This is a genomic window from Aliiroseovarius halocynthiae (genome assembly GCF_007004645.1).
Taxonomy (GTDB): Bacteria; Pseudomonadota; Alphaproteobacteria; order Rhodobacterales; family Rhodobacteraceae; genus Aliiroseovarius; species Aliiroseovarius halocynthiae.
In genome coordinates this window covers 219,533-241,562 of sequence record NZ_ML660019.1, presented here as the reverse complement: position 1 = coordinate 241,562, position 22,030 = coordinate 219,533, and the positions used below count along the sequence as shown (strand labels likewise).

General features: G+C 56.6%; 23 protein-coding genes. 14 read left to right on the top strand and 9 right to left on the bottom strand.

The features are described 5' to 3' along the window. Window positions 1-8: 8 nt before the first annotated feature. Window positions 9-926, bottom strand: a complete 918-nt coding sequence (locus tag FIL88_RS01270; RefSeq protein ID WP_142852013.1) for a prephenate/arogenate dehydrogenase family protein — start codon at window positions 924-926, stop codon at window positions 9-11. Beyond that, entirely contained in the window at window positions 923-2,044 is a 1,122-nt protein-coding gene (gene hisC / locus FIL88_RS01265) for a histidinol-phosphate transaminase (protein ID WP_142852012.1), read from the bottom strand. Before hisC ends, FIL88_RS01270 begins: the two co-directional genes overlap by 4 nt. Window positions 2,045-2,216: 172 nt before the next feature. On the opposite strand from hisC, the gene FIL88_RS01260 reads away from it, so the two are divergent. Then, on the top strand, window positions 2,217-2,768 hold the full coding sequence (locus FIL88_RS01260; protein WP_142853403.1) for a class I SAM-dependent methyltransferase: 552 nt from the start codon (window positions 2,217-2,219) through the stop codon (window positions 2,766-2,768). Between the two features lie 55 nt (window positions 2,769-2,823). On the opposite strand, the gene rpsD is transcribed toward FIL88_RS01260, so the two are convergent. Further along, window positions 2,824-3,444 carry a 30S ribosomal protein S4 gene (gene rpsD, locus FIL88_RS01255; protein WP_142852011.1) on the bottom strand — a complete coding sequence of 207 codons (621 nt, stop codon included), beginning with the start codon at window positions 3,442-3,444 and terminating at the stop codon, window positions 2,824-2,826. Window positions 3,445-3,597: 153 nt separating this feature from the next. After that, the gene (locus FIL88_RS01250; RefSeq protein ID WP_185960804.1) at window positions 3,598-4,650 is read right to left on the bottom strand and encodes a Hint domain-containing protein; all 1,053 of its coding nucleotides are present in this window, start codon (window positions 4,648-4,650) and stop codon (window positions 3,598-3,600) included. 202 nt (window positions 4,651-4,852) lie between these two features. Here FIL88_RS01250 and FIL88_RS01245 point away from each other — a divergent pair, with 202 nt between their 5' ends. After that, entirely contained in the window at window positions 4,853-6,019 is a 1,167-nt protein-coding gene (locus FIL88_RS01245; protein WP_142852009.1) for an alpha-hydroxy acid oxidase, read from the top strand. 44 nt (window positions 6,020-6,063) lie between these two features. Here FIL88_RS01245 and fliP read toward each other — a convergent pair whose 3' ends face one another. The 4 genes from fliP to fliF are packed head-to-tail and all read right to left on the bottom strand — an operon-like array spanning window position 6,064 to window position 9,341. Further along, a complete protein-coding gene (gene fliP / locus FIL88_RS01240) occupies window positions 6,064-6,795 on the bottom strand; it encodes a flagellar type III secretion system pore protein FliP (protein ID WP_142852008.1) in 732 nt (243 codons plus the stop codon). 17 nt (window positions 6,796-6,812) lie between these two features. Beyond that, the gene (locus tag FIL88_RS01235; protein WP_142852007.1) at window positions 6,813-7,103 is read right to left on the bottom strand and encodes a FliM/FliN family flagellar motor switch protein; all 291 of its coding nucleotides are present in this window, start codon (window positions 7,101-7,103) and stop codon (window positions 6,813-6,815) included. Further along, window positions 7,096-7,716 carry a FliH/SctL family protein gene (locus FIL88_RS01230; RefSeq protein WP_142852006.1) on the bottom strand — a complete coding sequence of 207 codons (621 nt, stop codon included), beginning with the start codon at window positions 7,714-7,716 and terminating at the stop codon, window positions 7,096-7,098. Before FIL88_RS01230 ends, FIL88_RS01235 begins: the two co-directional genes overlap by 8 nt. A gap of 2 nt (window positions 7,717-7,718) precedes the next feature. Then, a complete protein-coding gene (gene fliF / locus FIL88_RS01225; protein WP_142852005.1) occupies window positions 7,719-9,341 on the bottom strand; it encodes a flagellar basal-body MS-ring/collar protein FliF in 1,623 nt (540 codons plus the stop codon). A 127-nt stretch (window positions 9,342-9,468) separates the two neighbouring features. On the opposite strand from fliF, the gene FIL88_RS01220 reads away from it, so the two are divergent. From FIL88_RS01220 to FIL88_RS01175, 10 genes are all read left to right on the top strand, one after another. After that, entirely contained in the window at window positions 9,469-9,972 is a 504-nt protein-coding gene (locus FIL88_RS01220) for a flagellar basal body-associated FliL family protein (protein ID WP_142852004.1), read from the top strand. Window positions 9,973-9,982: 10 nt separating this feature from the next. Continuing rightward, the gene (locus tag FIL88_RS01215) at window positions 9,983-10,408 is read left to right on the top strand and encodes a hypothetical protein (protein WP_142852003.1); all 426 of its coding nucleotides are present in this window, start codon (window positions 9,983-9,985) and stop codon (window positions 10,406-10,408) included. After that, window positions 10,405-11,013, top strand: a complete 609-nt coding sequence (locus FIL88_RS01210) for a MotE family protein (RefSeq protein WP_142852002.1) — start codon at window positions 10,405-10,407, stop codon at window positions 11,011-11,013. The genes FIL88_RS01215 and FIL88_RS01210 overlap by 4 nt, the downstream gene beginning before the upstream one ends. 71 nt (window positions 11,014-11,084) lie before the next feature. Further along, window positions 11,085-11,954, top strand: coding sequence for a flagellar motor stator protein MotA (gene motA / locus FIL88_RS01205; RefSeq protein WP_142852001.1), 870 nt, complete (start codon window positions 11,085-11,087; stop codon window positions 11,952-11,954). Beyond that, window positions 11,951-14,140 (top strand): hypothetical protein, encoded by a 2,190-nt coding sequence (locus FIL88_RS01200; protein WP_142852000.1) that lies wholly within the window; start codon window positions 11,951-11,953, stop codon window positions 14,138-14,140. The genes motA and FIL88_RS01200 overlap by 4 nt, the downstream gene beginning before the upstream one ends. Before the next feature lie 251 nt (window positions 14,141-14,391). After that, on the top strand, window positions 14,392-16,416 hold the full coding sequence (gene flhA, locus FIL88_RS01195; protein WP_246066582.1) for a flagellar biosynthesis protein FlhA: 2,025 nt from the start codon (window positions 14,392-14,394) through the stop codon (window positions 16,414-16,416). A gap of 20 nt (window positions 16,417-16,436) precedes the next feature. Beyond that, window positions 16,437-17,186, top strand: a complete 750-nt coding sequence (locus FIL88_RS01190) for a flagellar biosynthetic protein FliR (protein ID WP_246066581.1) — start codon at window positions 16,437-16,439, stop codon at window positions 17,184-17,186. Further along, the gene (locus tag FIL88_RS01185) at window positions 17,186-18,274 is read left to right on the top strand and encodes an EscU/YscU/HrcU family type III secretion system export apparatus switch protein (protein WP_142851997.1); all 1,089 of its coding nucleotides are present in this window, start codon (window positions 17,186-17,188) and stop codon (window positions 18,272-18,274) included. Before FIL88_RS01190 ends, FIL88_RS01185 begins: the two co-directional genes overlap by 1 nt. Window position 18,275: 1 nt before the next feature. Beyond that, entirely contained in the window at window positions 18,276-18,665 is a 390-nt protein-coding gene (locus tag FIL88_RS01180) for a hypothetical protein (protein WP_142851996.1), read from the top strand. Between the two features lie 122 nt (window positions 18,666-18,787). Next, window positions 18,788-19,429: a 50S ribosomal protein L25/general stress protein Ctc gene (locus FIL88_RS01175; RefSeq protein ID WP_142851995.1), complete on the top strand. Its 642-nt coding sequence runs from the start codon at window positions 18,788-18,790 to the stop codon at window positions 19,427-19,429. A 50-nt stretch (window positions 19,430-19,479) separates the two neighbouring features. Here the strand turns inward: FIL88_RS01175 and FIL88_RS01170 are convergent, their stop codons facing one another. Further along, window positions 19,480-20,178 (bottom strand): FkbM family methyltransferase, encoded by a 699-nt coding sequence (locus tag FIL88_RS01170; protein ID WP_185960803.1) that lies wholly within the window; start codon window positions 20,176-20,178, stop codon window positions 19,480-19,482. Between the two features lie 120 nt (window positions 20,179-20,298). On the opposite strand from FIL88_RS01170, the gene pth reads away from it, so the two are divergent. Together pth and FIL88_RS01160 are read left to right on the top strand one after the other, a co-directional pair. Further along, window positions 20,299-21,009 (top strand): aminoacyl-tRNA hydrolase, encoded by a 711-nt coding sequence (gene pth, locus FIL88_RS01165; protein WP_142851993.1) that lies wholly within the window; start codon window positions 20,299-20,301, stop codon window positions 21,007-21,009. Next, complete coding sequence (locus FIL88_RS01160; RefSeq protein ID WP_142851992.1) at window positions 21,006-22,028, top strand: DUF2332 domain-containing protein; 1,023 nt, start codon at window positions 21,006-21,008, stop codon at window positions 22,026-22,028. The genes pth and FIL88_RS01160 overlap by 4 nt, the downstream gene beginning before the upstream one ends. Window positions 22,029-22,030: the final 2 nt, after the last annotated feature.

The window sequence follows — 22,030 nt, the reverse complement described above, 5'->3', positions numbered from 1 at the left end:
AGTTTGACTTAGTCGTGCTTGACCGAACGTCCAAAGTCTGGCGCATCCGTGTCCTGCCCGGCCTCGATGATACCACGTCGGATTGCACGGGTTCGAGTGAAATAGTCAAACAGATGGTCGCCGTCGCCGGTACGTATGGCACGTTGTAGTGCGAACAGCTCTTCCGTGAAACGGCCCAAGATCTCTAACGTCGCGTCTTTGTTGGTCAAAAACACGTCGCGCCACATGGTCGGATCGGACGCCGCAATGCGCGTAAAGTCGCGAAAACCCGCCGCCGAATAGTTGATCACCTCGGTATCGGTTACGCGGCCAAGATCATCAGCAACACCCACCATTGTATACGCAATCAGGTGCGGAGCGTGGCTGGTGACAGCCAGAACCAGATCATGATGATCCGCGTCCATCATCTCGACATTCGCGCCCATGCTCTGCCACAAGCTGCACAACCTTTGGGTTGCCACCTCTTCAGCGCCATTCGGCACCAGGATGCACCAGCGATTGTCATAAAGCTCGGCAAACCCAGATCGCGGCCCGCTATGTTCGGTCCCGGCCAATGGGTGTCCGGGAATGAAATGAACACCCGCAGGAAGATGCGGCGCCACCGCGTCGATCACCGCACGCTTGACCGAACCCACATCCGTCACAGTCGCACCGGCCTTCAAAACCGGGCCGATTTCTTGCGCCACAGCGCCCATCGCGCCGACGGGCACGGCCAGCACAACAAGATCCGCACCTTCAGCGGCTTCGGCGGCAGTATCCACAATGCGGTCACAGAACCCAACTTCGCGCGCGATGTCACGTGTTTCAGCCGAACGCGCAGTGCCGACAATTTCGCCCACTAATCCCCCGCGCCGCATCGCATGAGCCATGGACGACGCGATTAGACCAAGGCCGATAAGGGCCACTCGTTGGTAGATCACACTCATGTGCGCCCCCCATCTTGCCTCGCCTCGTCGGCGGAAGGCACAACGCCTTTGAACCGCCCAATCATATGCGCGACACGTCGGCAAGATGCCTCGTCCCCCACGGTAATCCGCAGACAGTTCGGCAGTGCATATCCGGCCACACGCCGCACAATGATGCCTTCGCTTTGCAGAAAATCGTCACAGGCATTTGCTTCATCCGCATCGGCAAATCGGGCCAGAATGAAATTCGCGCACGACGTATCAGACGGCACGCCCAGTTCGGCCAAAGCTTCCGCCAGCCACGCACGCAGACGCGTGTTTTCACTGAGACAGCGTGCGACATGATCGCGATCACGCAAGGCTGCTTCGGCCGCATCCAATTGCGGCATCGATAGATTGAAGGGCCCGCGCACGCGGTTCAAAACGCCGATCACGTCGGTCGAGCCATAGCCCCAACCGATGCGAAGTCCGCCCAGACCGTACATTTTCGAAAATGTGCGCGTCATGACCACGTTCGGGAACTTCTCGACCAGCGAGGCGCCGCCGTCGAACCCTTCGACATATTCGGCATAGGCCCCATCAATGACCATCAGAACACCATCTGGCAGCGCGCGAGCCAGGCGCGACAGGTCGGCTCGGCTGACCATTGTGCCCGTCGGGTTGCCGGGGTTGGTCACAAACACCAGCGAGGTTCGGGGCGTCACGGCCTTCAGGATTTCATCCACATCCACGGTACGCTCGCGCTCTGACACCATGATCGGGGTCGCCCCTGCTGCCAAAGCCGAAATCTTGTACATCGAGAACCCGTGTTCGGTATAGATCACCTCGGTTCCGGGGCCGCTATAGCATTGACACAGAAAGGTAATCACCTCGTCCGAACCGACACCACAAATGATCCGCTCGGGATCCAGCCCGTGCAGATCACCGATGGCCGCCCGCAGGCTGGCATGGTCGGTGTTGGGATAACGATGCAGGGCATGACCGGCCTTTTGGAATGCCTCGACGGCAAGTGGGCTTGGCCCGAACGGATTTTCGTTCGAGCTGAGCTTGATCACATTCGATACGCCGTCAATGCTTGAGGCACCGCCGACATAGGGTTTGATCTGCATGATGCCCGGTTGGGGCACAGGTTTCGTCATGACTTGGCCTTTCGTTCACATGTCGGGTTTTAGACTCACTCCAAATTCAAGACCAGCTATGTTTGATGGGCGTTGATATTTTCGGACGGGATTGCAAAATGGTCGCATGTCACAGATCGCTTCCACCCTTTCGAATAGGTATGATACCGCCGCGCCCAAATGGCGTGATAAGATGCGTGCTCTTGGATACTATGATGGGTATCTAGGGTTCCTGTCACAATCCGGACAACGCGTCGGGTCCGAGAAGCGCGTGATCGACATCGGCTGCGGCACTGGCGCTTTGGCCGAAGCCTGGGTCGCGATCAACGGCGCACCGCAAAGTCTGACTTTGTTGGACCCGTCCCCAGTCATGTTGCAACATGCTGCCACCACCATAGGGGTGCGCGGGATCGACTGCGTTCAAATCACGGGCCTGCTTGGTGACCCCATGCCGCAAGCAGACGAGGTTCTGGCCGCACATGTCATCGAACACTGCCCCGACCCACTGAAAGCCCTGCGCGACCTGCGGGATTTGATTGCGCCCGACGGCCGCCTGCGCCTGATCGTATCCAAACCGCATTGGTGCAATGCGATTATCTGGCTGCAATGGCGCCACCGAACCTTTGCGCGCGCCGAGATTCTTGAGCTGTTCAATCAGGCCGGATTGGCAGTGGACAGCGAATACAGCTTTCCCTCGGGTCCACCATCGCGCACAACCCGAGGGTTCGTTCTGCACATAGCCTAAAAGAAAAAGGGCCGCGACTGGCGCGACCCTTTGAATTCTTGTGGTTCGGCGAAGATTAGTTCTTCGCGTAGAATTCAACCACCAGGTTGGGTTCCATCACCACCGGGTAAGGCACATCCGACAGGCCGGGGGTGCGGGTGAAGGTGGCGGTCATTTTCGAGTGGTCGGCTTCGATGTAATCAGGAACATCGCGCTCGGCCAGGCCGACAGCTTCCAGAACCAAGGCCATCTGCTTGGACTTGTCACGCACTTCGATGACGTCGCCTTCTTTAACGCGGTACGAAGGAATGTTAACCTTCTGGCCGTTCACTTTCACGTGGCCGTGGTTCACGAACTGACGTGCAGCGAAAACGGTCGGCACGAACTTGGCGCGGTAAACAACAGCGTCCAGACGGCGCTCCAGCAGGCCAATCAGGTTTTCACCGGTATCGCCTTTAACACGCTCGGCTTCGCCATAGATGCGACGGAACTGTTTCTCGGTCAGGTCGCCGTAGTAGCCTTTCAGCTTCTGCTTGGCGCGCAACTGCAGACCGAAGTCCGACAATTTGCCCTTGCGGCGCTGGCCATGCTGGCCGGGGCCGTATTCGCGACGGTTTACCGGGGATTTAGCGCGGCCCCAGATGTTTTCGCCCATACGGCGGTCAATTTTGTACTTGGCAGCAGTTCTTTTCGTCATCTGCTGATCTCCTTCTTAAGTTGTCGAAGGGCGTTGTCCTCTGGCTTGCGCCTGACAGGGATCCCCTTGCGGGGTCCACCAACACCAATGAAAACCGGCCCCTCGCGGGACCGGATTGGGGGCTTATAGCGCCACGGGTGGCAGAGTCAATGACTAGGCGACACCAATATGCGCTGAATTTCCGTGGCTTTCTTGCCGACCCAGCGCAGCGCTCGCCACCATATCATCAAGCTGCGGAAACAGTTCTTGCAGGCGGGCGCGATCTGCGGCCTTTGTGCCATCCAGATCCGCAAATACCGGATGCAGACTTTCCACCGGGACGCCGTTGGCCCAGATCACCTCGTGTCGGCCAAGCAGCACCTGATAGAATGAGATATCCGAAGCCTTACGATCCGAAGAAATCAGGCTGCCATCGACCAAATCCAAGGCGCTTGCCAGAACTTCATTCTGACCAATCAACTGACGCGCCCGTTTGCCCGACACCAGAATCTGTTGATGCGGCGAGACCAGCAGATCCGCATCCGGCTGCCCGGAACGGATCGCCCCGGCGCGCAGACGGATCGGCTTCGCACCAGGCTCGACCATGGCCTGACCCGGCGCCGCTTCACGTTGCCCGATCCAAAACACCGGTTGGCCGCCATGTTCGCGAGTAAGGATTACACTGCCTTCGCGCAGCTCCTCGACAGGGCAATCGCCTGAAGGGGTCCGCACGCGCGTTCCCTTGGCCAGCAGAGCCACTCCGGATGGCAATTCGGCCAATGGGTCCTCTTGCGACGCCATCAAATTGGCGCGTATCACACGCAACGTGGTGTCAGGGCGCGGCATTGCGCCAGCAAAGACCAACAAGGGACAACCCCCATTGGGCGGCACGACCATCGAGACACGATAGCTCTCATAGCCATCGGTGATCTCGAATCCGACATTCAACTTAGGATCTTCATCTGCCAGTAGGTCCAGACCATCTGCGCCAAGCGTGGCGGCACCCGCCAGTTGATGCACGAAAGCTGCTGCGCGGCGCCGTGAGTCAGCCTCTCCGCCAGCGTCTTGCAACAACGCCAATTCGCGCGAGCCATCTGCGCGCAGCGCTTCACCGCTCCAATGCCAATTTGATCCTGAAACAAGTGCGCCCAACGGCGCATCTTCGGTCCCGTCGACCGTGGTTTGCGCCCACCCGATAACGAATGTGCCCTCGTAGCCCGTGTTCATAACGATGTACCTGCCATTTTGTTTGTTTTTTGAAAGGCTAGCACGGGTTCGCCATCCTGATAAGGATTTTGTCAACAGACACCCCCAACCTGTCGCAGACGAGTAACAATACATGCGCGCCCTTTTCGCCAAGAGCATTCCACCACTTGCACGGCATCGGTGTAATTGGTAATAATTTCTTACCAATCCTTAGGAGCTCCCGATGCCCGTCATCACCGAAATCGAAGATCTGCGCCGCATTTACCAACGGCGCGTGCCGAAAATGTTCTATGACTACGTCGAAAGTGGCAGCTGGACCGAACAGACCTTTCGCGAAAACAGTTCAGATTTCGACAAGATCTATTTCCGCCAACGTGTCGCGGTTGACATGGACAACCGCTCGACCAAAACCAAGATGCTTGGGCAGGATGTCTCAATGCCCGTCGCGCTGGCACCGGTGGGATTGACCGGAATGCAATGCGCCGATGGCGAGATCAAGGCCGCAAAGGCCGCCGAGGCGTTCGGCGTGCCCTACACGCTGTCCACAATGTCGATCTGCTCGATCGAGGATGTGGCCGAGAACACCACAGCACCGTTCTGGTTTCAGGTCTACACCCTGAAGGATGACGATTTCATGCGCCGCCTCTTCGATCGCGCCCGCGCAGCGAAGTGCCCTGCGATTGTTGTGACCGTGGATCTGCAGGTGTTGGGTCAACGCCATAAGGATCTGAAGAATGGTCTGTCCGCGCCGCCAAAACTGGCGGTGAAATCTGTGGCCGATATGATGACGAAAGTGCAGTGGGGGCTTGGGATGCTTGGCACCAAGCGCCGCTTCTTCGGCAACATTGTCGGGCACGCAGAAGGCGTGAAAGATCCATCATCATTGCACACCTGGACCGCCGAAGCCTTTGACCCATCGTTGGACTGGGACCGCATCAAACAGTTCAAGAAGATGTGGGACGGCCCAATGATCGTCAAAGGAATCATGGAACCCGAAGACGCCATCGCCGCAGTGAATGCGGGCGCAGATGCGATCATCGTGTCGAACCACGGCGGGCGCCAACTGGACGGGGCCATCAGCTCGATCCGGGCGCTGCCTGCGATTTTGGATGCGGTGGGCGACAAGGTCGAAGTGCACTTGGACAGCGGCATCCGGTCTGGACAAGATGTGTTGAAGGCCATGGCGATGGGCGCTCACGGGACGTATATCGGCCGCGCCTATACCTATGGTCTGGGCGCGATGGGACAGGAAGGTGTCACCCGTGCACTTGAGGTGCTGCACAAAGAGCTCGACATCTCGATGGCGTTCTGCGGGCACACTGACATCACCAAAGTGAAACGCAACATTCTGCGCATCCCCAAAGGCTTCTCGGGCGATTGGGAGGATTGATCCCAGCAGAAAATCGAACTGGCCGCTGCGCATGCGGCCAGTTTTCAGAAATAACTTCGCACCAATGCACCTGAGATCAGCGCCCAGCCATCGGCCACCACGAAGAAGGCCAGCTTGAAGGGCAAGGAAACCATCGCGGGCGGCACCATCATCATGCCCATCGACATCAATATTGCGGCGACAACCAGATCGATCACCAGGAATGGCAGAAAGACCAGGAAACCGATCTGAAAGGCGCGCTCGACCTCGGACAGCAGGAACGACGGCACAAGCAAAGACAGCGGCGACGTCCCTGTCAGATCCACATTCGCGGTTTCCTCACGAAGAGTGGCGAGGTGGGTGTAAGTCTCAGGATCAATCCGGTTGGCCATGAAGATACGGAACGGATCCATCGCGGCAGAGAACGCAGGTTCAAGCTCTAACTGCCCCTCTGAAAAGGGCTGCGCACCTTTGATCCAGGCCTCCATGAACACGGGTTCCATGATGAAGTAGGTCAGGAACAAAGCTAGACTGATGATCAGCATATTCGGCGGTGATTGTTGCAAGCCAATTGCCTGCCTGAGGATCGAAAGCACAGTCACGATGAACGGAAAACAGGTGATCATGATCGCAAGACCCGGAACAAGGCTGAGCAGTGTCACCAACACAAAGATCTGGATCGTTCGGGTCGCCAGCGACCCGTCATCCCCAAGCGAGATCGAGATATCCTGCGCCAGACCTGCGGACCCCGACCCAACCAAGATCACAACGGCCAGAAAACCGCAAAGCACTGTCATTCTGTGGCGCATCGGCGCTAAAACCCCGACTTCAGGTCAACTAGCTTGGTCAAGCGAACCGCAATATGACCGTTCGGATCACCTTCGACCTCTTCCAACTCGCCCTGCGCAATCAGCCGATCGCCCACGTAAAGATCTACCGGATCCTCAATGCGTTTGTCCAAGGGCAGAACGTCATCCTGCTTCAGGTGCAATAGTTCCTTCACCGTCGGGCGCGCCACCCCGACCGAGATCGTAACCTCGATCGGAACGCGTGCGAAAGGGCTCGCATCGGTGTCCAATTCGGGTTGAGGAGTGGAGTCAGCCATGGTCAAAAGCCCTTTCATTTACATGATACAATGCGCTCACCGCCTGAGTGATGCGCTCTATAGCGGCGGACAGGTCCACACGACGCTCGTTTTCACCCGAACGCAGGTAGATTTGCCCATCTAGCAGAGTGTCTTTCTCTAAAATTTGAAACGGCACGGCACGTGCATCTGCCAGGAAGGCCTCCAATGTCGCACGACTGCCAGGTGACACCAGCACGTCTATGGGTGCGTCAGCCAGTTCCGAAGCCAGGGGCATCATTGCCTCAGCAACAATCGGGCCCAAAGACCGCTCAACCGCCGTCGGCAGCACGGCTTCAAGCATCTGCGTCAACAACGGCTCTAATGCTGTAAGAACGTGGCTACGCGCTTCTTGATAGGTAAAGCCGAGGTCCTCAAGATTGCGTGCAAATTCGGTCCGAACGCGCGTGTTGTCTTCGTCCATGGATTTCACGGCATCGTCCCAACCAGATTGATAGCCCGCCTCGTACCCTTCAAGCTTGCGCGCCTCTAACCGTGCATCAAGTTCTGAGCGGAAAAGCGTAACCTCCGGGTTGGCGTCTGCCTGTCCGGCCGAGGACAAAACATCGCCAAAATCCTCTAGAGCGTATCTCATACTCACCCTGTTGCCTCCTCATCCTCTTCCATCCAGCCGCGGAGGATTTCCACGGTTTCCGACTGGCGTTCAGAAATCAGGTCTCGTAGGCGTTGAACCGGATCCGCCTCGGGCTCGGTCAGCGCAGGAACAGTCGAAACGTCGCTGACTGCAGGGACGTCTGCGATCAAAGCTGGTGGGGCCGTCAAAGCTTCAGTCAGGCCTGCTTCTTCATCAGCTTGCGCTACATTTGGGGATCCCAATGCGGGCACAACGCCGGGCGCCGCAACGGCGGCCGCAGCCTGAGCGGTCAACATGGGGCGCAACACGAACAGGCCAAGCCCAAATGTCACGAGTGCCAAAATCACCAGCTTGATCAAAGACATGACGTCAATGGCGATGTTTGAGAACAACCCTGATGCTGGATCGCTGCCCAGGGCGACCACAGGCTCGAATTCCATAGTTTTCAGAGTAATGATGTCTCCGCGTGCTTCATTGAACCCAACAGCGCCAGCGACCAGCTCGCGCAGGTTTTCCATCTCGGCCTCGGGGCGCGGCGCCCATTCGACGGTTCCGTTCTCGGCTGTGGTACGGATACCATCAACCAAAACGGCCACTGTCAATCGCTTCACAGCCCCCGGCGTTTTCAGGATTTCACGCGTTGTTTCGGACACTTCATAGTTCACGCGCTCTCGCGTTTCCGAGTTGTTGGACGATGAAGCTCCACCACCACTGGTGCCATCCCCGTCGGGCAGGTTCGATGCAACGGTCACACCACCCGCATCGCTGTCCTTGGCCGCATTCGTACTTTCAGAGGTATCGGTCGACACGGCGACGCGGCTTTCCGGGTCAAACCTGCGCTCGCGAATCTGTTCCTGCTCGGTTGCAGTCTCTAAATTCAGCTCGACCACTGCATTCCCGAAACCGACTCGCGCCTCAAGCAAGCGCTCGACATTCTGCTTCAATCGCTCGGCCCGATCCTGTGCGGCGACGGCTCCGCCAGTCGCCGGATCCTCCCCTCCCATCAGCCCGGCGCGACTGTCGATGACAGAGACTTTCTCGGGCGCCAGACCCGGCACCGCAGACGCCACCAAAAACTTGAACGCCTTGATTTGCTGCATAGGCAGGGTGCCACTGGCCGTGGTCAGCGTGACAGACGCTGTCGGCTCACTTCGCTGCCGAAACTGACGCGAGGACGCATTCGCAATATGCACGCGCGCGTTTCGAACGGCGGGGCTGGCAACAATGGTGCGCGCAAGCTCACCCTCTTTCGCCCGCCAATAGGCCGCATCAAACATCTGAGAGGTGGTACCAAACCCGCTTAACCCGTCGAGCAGCTCATACCCCTTCCCCGAGTTTGCGGGCAGACCTTCGCTGGCCAGCGTCATGCGTAGCGCATCGCGCCGTGTCGCATCCACAAAAATCGAATCGCCCCGGATCTCGTAGGCCACATTGCGACCTTCCAGCGCCTGCACCACCTCTCCGGCTGCGCCGCTTTCCAACCCGGCATACAACAAGGTCATCTGCGTACGTGTCGCCATGCGCGATAGGCCAATAACTGCGAGGAACATGGCAAGGGTTGCGGCGATCACAATGGCCCTTTTCCTCAGGTCCATAGCCCCCCAAACCGAGATCAACTGCTGCAAGACGTAACTCCTTATCCGAGCGGGCTTCTACCCCCGTCATGTCAACCTGTTTTCCCTGATCGGCCTTAATAATTGGTTAGTGCCCATCGGTTTAAATCAACGCAGTGAAATTGGATTCGGAGTTCAAATGTCGAGCGCAGACATAGCCTTAGAGACGGACGTGGAAGAGGGTTCGGGCAAGAAGTCCAAGAAGGGTTTGTTGTTCGGACTGATCGGCGCGCTGCTTTTGGGCGGCGGCGGTTTCTATGCAACTTATGCCGGGCTGATCGGCGGACAGGCAGCGCCTGAAGCAGAAGCGGCTGAGCCAAAAACCGAAGTTCAAGAACTGCCCCCCGTCAGTTTTGTCGAGCTAGATCCGTTGGTCGTGTCACTTGGCCCAAACGCGCGCAATCGCCACTTGCGGTTCCGCGCCTCGCTTGAGATTGAACCCGACTATGAAGAAGACGTGATAAAACTGAAACCACGCGTGTTGGACGTGCTGAACGCTTATCTCCGCGCGGTGGACACGGCGATGCTTGAGGATCCACACTCTTTGGTGAAACTGCGCGCCCAAATGCTGCGCAGGATCCAGCTCGTTGCCGGAGAAGGCCGCGTGCGCAATCTTTTAATCCTCGAATTCGTACTCAACTAGGAGGAAGGATATGGACTACATCGCAGACATCATCCTTGGGCTTGGCGCTTTTGGAGCTGGGTACTATTGCCTAATTTTGTCACGTCGCCTGAAGCGGTTTAACAACTTGCAGGATGGAATGGGTAGCGCCGTAGCCGTGCTGAGCGCACAGGTCGACGATATGACGAAAACTCTCGCTCACGCGCAATCAGCCGCAGGGCAAAGCGCCGACGTGCTGACCGCGTTGACCGAACGCGCCGAAGACTCTGCTCGCAAGTTGGAACTCATGATGGCTAGTCTGCACGACCTGCCCGAGGCGCCATCGCCTCAAACCGAGATGGCACCGGAACTTACCGGGAATATGGGTGATTTCACTTCGACCCGCAGCTCAAACCCCGCTCCAAAGCATGACATCCCGGTATTCCTGCGCCATCGCGTTATGGAGGCAGCAGAATGACACAAGCTGCTATCAAGAAACGCAGCCGCATGCATCGACTGCGCACGCGCGGAATCCTTGTATTGCTTTCGGCAACCTTCACGGTTTCAGGCATGCTGCATCTAGGACCCATTACCGCAGCATTTGCAGAAGACTTGACCTCGCTTCTCTCTGGCACGTCAGTAGAACAGACTTTGGATGAGGCCGCACAAAATCCTCAAGATGTGGCCGTCGTCTTAGCAGCGCTGCAAGAACGTGAAGCAGCCCTTAATGAACGCGAGGCCAAGCTTTCGCAAAGGTTGGAAGCGTTGAATCTTGCTGAGACGCGGGTCAGCAGCAAGCTGGAAGAATTGACCAGGGCTGAAGAAACTCTCGCCGCAACAATGGCGACGGCGAAGTCTGCCGCAGCAGACGACTTAGCGCAGCTTACTACGCTTTACGAAAATATGAAGCCCAAACAAGCGATTCCCCTGTTCGAAGCCATGGAACCCGAGTTCGCTGCTGGCTTCATTGCGCAGATGAAGCCAGCAGCAGCAGCGCAAATTCTGGCTGGGTTGGATCCGCAAATTTCCTATGCGATCAGTGTGGTTCTTGCAGGTCGAAATGCGGCGGCACCAACCCGGTGATCCAATAATCAGAAATTAACCCTGTCATGCGAAGACAAGGGTGATTAAGCTTGAAATAACAAAGGTGTGTCATGATTGGCTTTGTTGGTATTGCCCTGATCTTTGTAATGGTCTTCGGTGGCTATCTTGCCGCAGGCGGCAAAATGGGGATCATCCTCAAATCACTTCCATTCGAGTTTACGATGATCGGTGGAGCCGCTGCCGGCGCATTCGTGATTTCCAACGACATGGCGTCAATCAAGCACACAATTAAAGACGTGAAGAAGGTGTTCAAAGGCCCAAAGTGGTTGCACGAGGACTATCGCGATCTGCTGTGCCTTCTGTTCGAATTGATCCGCCAAGCACGTCAGAACGCTGTGGCCTTGGAAGAACATATTGAAGCCCCGGAAGACAGCCCGATTTTCCAACGCTATCCAAAGATTCTTGAAGATAAGGAAGCGATTGAACTGATTTGCGACACCCTGCGTTCAGCATCCATGAACTATGATGATCCCCATCAAGTCGAAGAGGTGTTGGAGAAACGCATGGAGGCAAATCTTCACCATGCGCTGCATTCCAGCCACGCCCTGCAATCCATGGCCGATGGCCTTCCCGCCTTGGGCATCGTTGCGGCTGTGCTTGGTGTTATCAAAACCATGGGTTCCATTGACCAACCCCCGGAAATTTTGGGCAAGATGATCGGCGGCGCTTTGGTTGGCACCTTCCTTGGTGTGTTTCTGGCTTATGGGTTGGTGGGGCCATTCTCGGCCAAAGTAAAGGCGGTCACCGAGGAAGACGCGCATTTCTATCAGCTCATCCGCGAGGTGTTGGTTGCCAACCTTTACAATCACTCAGTTAATATCTGCATCGAAGTTGGGCGCCAGAACACCCCCGGCTCACACCGCCCCAGTTTCTCTGAACTTGAAGACGCACTGAAAGAAGTTAAGAAAGCTGCGGCATGAGGATCTGGCCTCTGCTTCTCGCTGTTGTCTGGTTCATGGCATTGCCTGCGCAGGCCCGCAACATTGCCGTCCGCTCGGGTGAGCACAAAGGCTTTACGCGATTGGTCATCTATACCAAACCTTCAGACACATACGTAGTTGAGGACACAGGCGGCGGATACCTTCTTTCCATCACGTCAGACCCCGGCGACTTCAATCTGTCACGTGCGTTCGAGTTAATCGATCGGGACCGCATCAAAGATCTGACCGTGATCGAAACAGGGACGCTGGCAATTCATCAGGGGTGTGACTGCCACATCAAAGAGTTTCGCTTGCCAACTGGGCAATTGGTTCTCGACATCGTTGATGGGCCAGATCCGAATGGATCTCATGCGCAGGCAGCACTGCAGCACATCGGGAACGGGAGGCTTGACGCATCAAAGTTGCGCGCCAGCTTGCCGCTATTCACGGCACCAATCAGTCACGAAGAACCAATCAGCGACGATAGGACGGAAACTACTGCACAGAATCACAAAGGAACACAGCTTGTTCCATCTCAAAATCACTCTGCAATCGACGGTCGGGCTCTGCTAGAACAGCTCTCGCAGGCGGCATCACAGGGATTAGTTGACGCCGATATCGAACTGCCAGAGATCAAAGAGATTGTCGCACCGCTACCCTCTGAGACAGCAATCGACACTGCTCCCCAGCTTCCGACCACCCCAGACCAGCATGTTCGCATGCAAACTGCGATTGATCAGGCCCGTTCGGATCAAAATGGTGGCCGCGAGATTGCATCAACGGAACAAGCCTGCTTACCTGACGAACAGTTCGATATTGCCAGCTGGGGCATCTATAAATCCGAAACGGATGCACCTGTGTTTGAGACATCAAACTATCTAGGCGAGTTCGACCAGCCCGACGCTGATCTTCTGGTATCTCATATTCGCCGAATGATTTACCTGACGCTTGGTTTGGAAGCATTGCAATTGATAGATAGTTACGGGGACGATTTGCCGGATGCCGGCATTCTTCGCATGATGGCTGAAGTAATAGAGAACGGAGAAGCTTCGTCGTTCACGATATGGTCTCCTCAGATTATGTGCAATACGCGCGGGGCGCTATGGTCCGCGTTAGCACAGCCAAAGCTGCCTGATCGTGTGAACATCCAAGCTGTTCTAAGAAGCTTCTCCGAGCTCCCGCCGCATCTGCGCAAATATTTAGCACCCACTTTGGCGAGAAAGTTCTTAAACGCCAGCCGCGTGGAAACCGCTATCGAAATCCGCAACATTGCGAAACGGTCAATTCGGGCGGTACCGGATGACACAACCGTATTAGATGCCGATATCAGCTTGGCACAGGGACTCTCTGATCAAGCCCACCAAGAACTGTCGGATACGATCCAGTCTAGTCTGTCAGAGACTAAGCCAGCCATTGCCGCGCTCATCCAAAGCAAACTACAAACAGGTGACGGCATTTCAGACACCGAGCTTTCCCTATTGGCATCTATCGCCTTCGAGTACAAAGGCAACGAAGAAGGTCCAGAGCTACAGCGGCTTCATATTAGGTCGCTATTTCACATGGGGCGCTTCTCGCAGGCGTTTTCATTGATGGATCTTTCCAGCAAAGGCACGCCCACTCCAAGCTTGCTTGCAGACGCAGCCCGCTATCTCGTGTCGGTTGGGTCGGACGCTGAATTTCTTACGCATGGCCTGACACGCGAAGACTGGGACACATTGCCCGCGAAGCCGAAACTTGCGATGGCTCACCGAATGAAAAGCCTTGGGTTTACAGAACAAGCCCGACGTCTCGTTCTGTCAAATGATGATGTTCCCAACAGGGCCACGCGCGAATTTCTGGCCGAAATTGCACTCGAGCAGAATAAACCGAATGTAGCGATTGGATATCTCTCCGGTTTAAACAATGAGTCCGCGAGTTCCTTGCGACGCATTGCAATGGGGCGAACAGCAGCAACGGCGGTCACGACTGTCGGTCGCACGCAAAACATGCAATACAACCTCAACCTTTCAGGGTCGGCAGTATCAAAAGAGATACAAACACTTCTGAGCACCACACCAGAGATCTCTGAGACAGATGCAGGCACCGACTTGCAAACGTATCAGAACATTCTCGACAGCAGCGGTGAAACGCGCGCGGCATTGGATGAACTGCTAAGCATAGTCCCGGCGATCACCGAACTCAGGTAACTGATCGTTAAGTGTAATCTTCTACGTTGGCAGAAATTCTGCAGCAAGAAATGCGCTTATATGACCCTGGTTGGCACACTCAAGATTCGGCTCACTAGCCTGAGCCATCACTCCGCCCCGGAAGGGCAGATCTGCCCAACGGCACCTCCAAGGGCCGGAAGCATAGGCCCGTGGGCGATGGCCGTCCGATAATGATAATGCAAAGTGCCAAAGACATTTTCCGTCCGACTATCTTATTGGCCTTGGCCTTGATGGCCATCATCGTAATGATGATCTTGCCCATGCCAGCTTGGGTATTGGACCTTGGCCTAGCCGCATCCTTCGCTCTGGCCATTTTGATGTTCACCGTCACGCTATTCATCGAGCGCCCCTTGGATTTCTCGGCCTTTCCAACGGTACTTCTGGCATCGTTGATGCTTCGCCTGTCGCTGAATGTGTCCTCCACCAAGCTGATCATCGGCAACGGACACACGGGCACATCCGCCGCCGGCAGCGTGATCGAAGGTTTCGCAAGTTTCGTGATGGGCGGCAGTATATTGCTTGGGCTTGTTGTGTTCTGTGTGCTGTTGATCGTCAATTTCATTGTGATCACCAAAGGCGCGACCCGCATGGCAGAAGTCGGCGCGCGCTTTGCGTTGGACGGCATGCCGGGCAAACAGCTGGCCATCGACAGTGACATGTCGGCGGGCGCTATCGACCACGCCGAAGCAAAGGCGCGCCGCGAACGAGAACAGGCCGAAACCACGTTCTTTGGTTCGTTGGATGGGGCCTCGAAATTCGTGAAGGGCGATGCGGTTGCAGGGCTTCTGATCACGTTTCTAAACCTTGTCATGGGATTAATCATCGGCGTGGTTATCCACGGGATGGATCTGTCATCTGCATTCCAAACCTATGCCATTCTGACTGTCGGAGATGGATTGGTTACGCAGATCCCAGCCGTCATCATCTCGATCGCATCCGCGCTTCTGCTCGCGCGGGGCGGCACCTCTGGTTCAACCGATCTGGCGATGTTTTCGCAGTTTGGCAAACACCCATCCGCCCTGGCCACGGTGGCGTTCCTGATGGCGCTGTTCGGCCTTGTCCCCGGCCTGCCATTTATCCCGTTCATCCTGGGGGCTGCAGCCCTGGGCTCCGCCGCGTGGTGGGCCGCAAAACAGCAAGAGCAAGCAGCGTCAAATGTGGCAGAGCAGTCGCAAGATGCCCCCCAAGAGCCGGCCGGGGAAAGCATTGGTGACATTCTTGATTTGGATGACATTCATGTCGAGTTCGCAACCGATCTGGTCGCGATGGTACTGGATCCTGCAACGGGTCTGGATGCCCGGATTTCCAGCATTCGCAACCATACAGCCAGCTCGTTCGGTTTGATCTTGCCTGAAATTCGACTGACGGATAACGGTGCCCTTCCTGCAGGCACCTATTCCATTAAAATTCAGGGTGTCGAGCAGGCACGCAACAGATTGGAGCCCGATAAGGCACTGATCATACTCAGCGGCGATGCGGCTTTGCTTCCTGATGGTGAGGATGTGCTGGAACCCGTCTATCAGGCCCCTGCCCGATGGATTGCGGAAAACGATCAGGAACAAGCCGCGCTGGCCGGGTGCGCCGTCGTCTCGCCAACCGAGGTACTGGCAACGCACCTTCTGGAGGTGATGAAACAGAATTTCCCACGTCTTTTGGGCCTGAAGGCACTGCGCCGGTTGCTGGACGAATTTGTGAACCTGTCTGACCCAACCCGCGCCGAAGCCAATCGGCGCCTTCTCGACGAATTGGTGCCAGATAAGGTGCCACTTGATCTTCTGCACACCGTCCTGCGCCTGCTGTTGGAAGAGCGGGTCTCGATCCGAAACTTACCTGTTATTTTGGAAAGCGTGGCAGAAGCACGGCCGGTACTGGGCACGCCCGAGGCCATCTGCGACCACGTCAGGCAGCGGCTGAATTTCCAACTTCTGGCCGAGCTAAAACGCGAGGACGGGACCATTCCCTTGGTCCAGCTGGCCCCGGAATGGGAAACCTGCTTCCAATCCCATCAATTAGATCCCGACCGCGGCGAAGTGGCACTGCCCCCAGAAGAATTCAACCGGCTGGCCAACGCCGTGGCCGATAAGATAGCGCGCGCAGGCGAAACCGGGATTTATCCTGCTGTCGTTACATCATCGCGTCGGCGCAGGTTCTTGCGAACGGTGCTATCGGCCAAAGGCATTGCCAACCCCGTTCTATCCTTCGAAGAAATCGGGACAGAAGCACGCCCATCACTTGTTGGTTTGGTGCCTGCATGAACGAACAGCTCGCTCAAATCATGACCCAGTCTCAGGCTTTCTTCCTGCTGGGCTTCGTCGTGTTTTTGCGTGTCGGCGCGGCGATGGCTTTGTTGCCTGCTTTCGGTGAAACCATGGTACCCGCGCGGGTCCGCCTGTTCATCGGGCTGGCCTTCACAATCATCGTCTCGCCTGCCGTGGCTTCCGGGGTGGACGCGTCAATCGGCACCCTGACATCACCAATTTACCTGATGAGTGAACCGATCGTCGGGCTGGGGTTCGGAATAGCCCTTCGTTTGGCGGTCGTCTCGCTGCAGATCGCGGGCAGCATCGCAGCGCAATCCACTTCGCTTGCGCAACTGATGGGGGGCAACAGTTCGGACCCGCAACCTGCCATCGGGCATGTCCTGACCATTGCGGGGCTAGCGCTTGCAGTAATGCTGGGTCTGCATGTGCGGATCGTTGAAGGATTTATTATGTCTTATCAGATCTTTCCAGTGGGAGACCTTCCAGATGCGCAGGGGTTCTCGGACTGGGGGATCTCGCATATCGCGCGGGCGTTTGGGTTTGCGTTCACCTTAGCTGCGCCCTTTGTCATCGTTTCGCTTCTGTACAATGTGGCACTTGGCGTCATCAACCGCGCCATGCCGCAATTGATGGTGGCTTTCGTCGGCGCGCCCGCCATTACGGCAGGGGGATTGATCCTTTTGGCCGTTACGACGCCGGTGCTTCTTCCCATCTGGCAGCGCGCCTTCGATGCCCTGCTTCACAATCCATTTGCGGGGTGGTGATGGCGGACGAAGACGACGACAGCAAGCAACACGAACCAACGCAGAAGAAACTGGATGATGCCCGAAAACGAGGCGAGGTTCCGCGATCTTCAGATCTGAACACGGCCATGTCTTATATGGTCCTTCTTCTGCTGGCCACGGCCCTTGGAGCATCGACGATGACGGGGATTGGCACGATACTTGCCAGTATGATCGAGCGATCGGATCAACTGGCGCATCATGCATTTCATGGGCAGGCTGGTCCGGTGCTGGCGAACGCCATGACCTCGATCGCATGGCGGCTAACCCCGTGGCTGGTGTTGCCCATGATTGCCGTATTGGGTCTGTCCATTGTAACGCGCAGCTTCGTCGTATCGCCGGAAAAGCTGATGCCGAAACTGAACCGCATCTCTCCGCTGTCCAACGCCAAAAACAAATTCGGCCGCTCGGGTCTGTTCGAGTTTTTCAAGAGCTTTGTCAAACTGTCGATCTATGGAGTCATCCTTGGCGTCTTCATCTGGGTCAACCTACCGGAAATGCTGGCCGCGCTGGCGTTGACCCCCGGTATGGTTTCGGTCCTGTTGATGGACCTTTCGATCGAGTTCTTTGCCATTGTGTTGTTGGTCGCGATGATCATCGGCGGGATCGATTATCTGTGGCAGCATCAGGAACATCTACGCAAAAACCGAATGTCACACAAAGAGCTGATGGACGAGATCAAGCAGAATGAAGGCGATCCGCATATGAAAGGCCAACGCCGCCAAAAAGCCTATGACATCGCGACAAATCAGATGATGCAGGACGTCCCAGACGCGGACGTAATTGTGGTCAACCCAACCCATTATGCTGTTGCGCTGAAATGGTCTCGCCTTCCGGGCGAAGCCCCAATCTGCGTCGCAAAAGGCGTCGACGAAGTTGCGGCCCGCATTCGCGAAATCGCATCAGAAAATGGCGTGCCCATCCATCGCGATCCACCCACCGCGCGCGCGCTTCATGCCACTGTCGAAATCGGTCGCGAGATACCGTCCGATCAATATCAGGCCGTCGCCGCAGCCATCCGATTTGCCGAGAAAATGCGTCAGCGTGCAAAGAAATCATTCAGGAGCTGACATGTCATCGCCATCGTCACAACTTTCCGACCTGACAGCGCTGATACTGGACCGCGCCATGGCCGAACTGTCCAACACGTCAGCCCGGATTGCGGGTCTGGAAAAACAGATCACGGATTTGCGCGAACGGCTGGGTGCGCTTCCAGGGTATGATGTTGAAAGCGGTCAGAATCCAGCCTTGTCCAGTGGGCACTTTGACCACTGGCAAAAGCAGGCTCAGGCTCAAGTAAAACAACTGAATGTGCAGCTTGCGCAAGCCCTCGCGGATCATGAAGAGCGTTTGGCCGAAACCAGGCAAGCCTTTGGGCGAAATTCTGCAATCAACGCGATCCAAGCGAAAATGGCGCAAGAACAACGCAACATGGTCCAGAGGCGCGTGGAACACCAATAAAACCACGCAAATGACGCATAATTCCCTTTTCAACTGGACCGATCCAGTCTATAGGCACGGCTTCACTGCGGGGCTTACACCCTTGGAGGATTCCCGCACCTAATTGAATATGGAGAAAACCAATGGCACGTGAGATTCCGAATCTTGAAGCCACGGTACGTACGGGGACAGGCAAGGGGGCCGCTCGTCAAGCTCGCCGCGAAGGCTTGGTACCGGGTATCGTTTACGGCGGTGGCGAAGAGCCGCTTGCGATCAACATCCCCTTCAACGAGCTGTTCAAAAAGCTGAAGGCCGGTCGTTTCTTGTCGACCCTGTGGAACCTGAAGATCGACGGCCAGGAAGATGTCCGCGTGATCTGCCGCAACGTACAGCGTGACGTTGTAAAAGACCTGCCGACCCACCTGGACCTGATGCGCCTGCGCCGCACCAGCCGGATCAGCCTGTTCATCCACGTCGAATTCGAGAACGAAGAAGAAGCCCCCGGCCTGAAGCGTGGTGGCGTTCTGACCATCGTGCGTCCGGAAGTTGAACTGAACGTTCTGGCTGGCGAGATCCCCGAGAAGATCGTTGTTGATCTGGCCGGCAAAGACGTCGGCGACGTGATCCACATCTCGGATGTGACCCTGCCGGAAGGTGCCAAAACCACTGTTGACCGTGACTTCGTCATCGCCAACATCTCGGCGCCCAGCTCGCTGCGTTCGTCGGATGACGGTGATGCAACCGAAGAAGCAGGCGAAGAAGAAGCCGCTGCGGCTGAAGAATAAACATCTTCCTCAAAGACTGTGTGAAACGGGGTCCTTCGGGGCCCCGTTTTTTATTGCCCGGTTGGAGCGTCCAGTCGCGTGAACACCATAACGCTGCCCCGAGTTCCCCAAGGCATTGGGCCAAATCCATTTGCGAACATGCTGCTGACCAGCTGTCTCAGAGCGTGTAGCCCATATCTATTTGGGTGAACCTCCATAATCACAATCCGCACCTCGGGTCGCCACACGCATTGAGCCAAGTCAAGTTCAGCCCCTTCGATATCCATCGAAATCACGGTCGGCATCGAGCGCGTCTGCAGCTCTCCGAATTTCAACGCCGGAACGTCGACCAGCGTCGACGCCTTCTTTTTCTTGCCCCCCTCGGCTGCAATAGACGAGGCCCAAAACCCCGGCAAAACCTCGAACTGCACGGCATCACCTTTATGGCTATCCGGCACGACCGCCCCGTGTACGACACGCAAGGCATCAAGGCCGTTTTTCTCGGCATTATCGCCGATGGCCTTATGCATGGCCGGGCTGGCTTCAACTGTTGTTACATTCTGAGCCCCAACAATGCGGGCGGCTTGAAGCGCGATATACCCTACGCCACCACCAAGATCTAAAACACGATCATCCGGTGTGATATGCCGATGCAGAGCTTTCGTTTCATTTTGCTCGTATTGACCAAGATTGATCGCCTCTTGAATATTGTCATTCATGCAGTTCCGAGGGATCTTAAGGATCAGCCCATCCAGTTTGAATTGCGGCATGCGTTTCCCCATGGGTGACCGATTACATCAAGGCATTTGCCACGCCTGATCAGGCCAAGTAGATTACCGAAAATGATAATTTCGGGTTACGGGCCCGATGTCCAGAAGGAATAACGGTAAATGAAACTGTTCGTAGGGCTTGGAAACCCGGGTGCTAAATACGCAGGAAACCGGCACAATATTGGCTTCATGGCTGTCGAGCGCATTGCAGATGACCACGGCTTTTCACCATGGCGCGGCAAGTTTCAGGGCAGTGTCAGCGAAGGCAAGCTGGGGTCCCAGAAGGTCATCCTGTTGCGACCGGAAACCTTTATGAACCTCTCGGGCCAATCCGTGGGCGAGGCGATGCGGTTTTACAAACTGACCCCGGATGATGTGGTCGTGTTCCACGACGAACTGGACCTGGCCCCTGGCAAGTGCCGCGTGAAGACCGGAGGGGGGCATGCGGGCCATAACGGCCTTCGGTCAATCCATGCCCATATTGGGGCCGACTATCAGCGAGTACGCATGGGCATTGGTCATCCCGGCAACAAGGCGGCCGTTGCCTCGTTCGTGCTACGTGACTTTGCAAAGGCGGATCAGGACTGGCTGGATGACGTGCTGCGCGGATGCTCGGACGGAGCGGCGGACCTGGCCGCAGGCGATAGCGGGAAGTTCATGAATGCCATCGGCCGGCGTGTGAACCCGCCGCGTTCTTCTGGCGGCAATGCCCCCGACGCTGCCCCGAAATCTAAGAAGAAGGAACCACCGCAACCACGTCCGCAACCTGCAGCGGCCAAGCCCGAAGACACACGCAGCCCGCTTCAGAAGCTGATGGACAAGTTCTCATGAGCTTGCGTGACGCGTTCACCTATCAGGCGGAAAGCAACCGGCAGCTGGGATCCCCGTTTACGGCGCGCGTATTGGATCTGCTTGCCCAATCCCTACGCCCCGGAACACCCCTGACAGATCGGATGTTCGACTGGCCGGGGGATCTGGGGCCAAGTGGGCAATCCCTGCCGCTGCGCTTTCTGGCAGGATTGCACGCGCTTGTTTTGACCGGGAACTGCGCCCCGCTGGTGACCGCCTATCCCGCCAATCCGACACCAAACGATGATCAGCTTTCAGCGGCGTTGAACGTAGCCTTGTCAGATCACGCAGATGTCCTGAACCAATGGCTGGACTTGCCCCCGCAAACCAATGAAGTGAGACGCGCGGCGGTGATGATTTCGATGGGGCATTGGTTGGCGGCGCAATACGACTTGCCCATGCGCGTATACGAGTTGGGGGCGAGCGCAGGATTGAACCTGATGTGGGATCGCTTCGCATTGCAGGTGGGTGACGGGCAGTTGGGGCCAGAGGATGCACCAGTATTATTGACGCCGGACTGGCGGGCAGATCTGCCCACAGGCGCATTGCCAACAGTCCTGTCGCGGCGCGGCGTTGACCTGATGCCGATGGACATCACGGACCCGGACGACCTTTTGCGCATGTCGTCATACCTGTGGGCGGACCAGCCCGAGCGGTTGGCGCGCAGTCGCGCCGCCGCCGCGATTTTTGACGCGCATGTGGATCAGGGCGATGCGGCCGAATGGCTTGAAGCGCAGTTGAAAAATGTCGCGCAGGATCATCTGACCCTGATCTATCACACGATTGCTTGGCAATATTTTCCACCCGCAACACAAGATCGCTGCTTAGCAGCCATCGAGACTGCCGCGCAGCGCGGGCCCATCGCTCATCTTTCGATGGAGGCGGATGAGCAAGACGCGCCGGGTGCAGCCATCACCCTGACCTTATGGCCCGAGGGGCGCAAGTTGACGTTTGGTCGGGTAGATTTTCATGGACGCTGGGTGGATTGGACGGCACCCTAGCT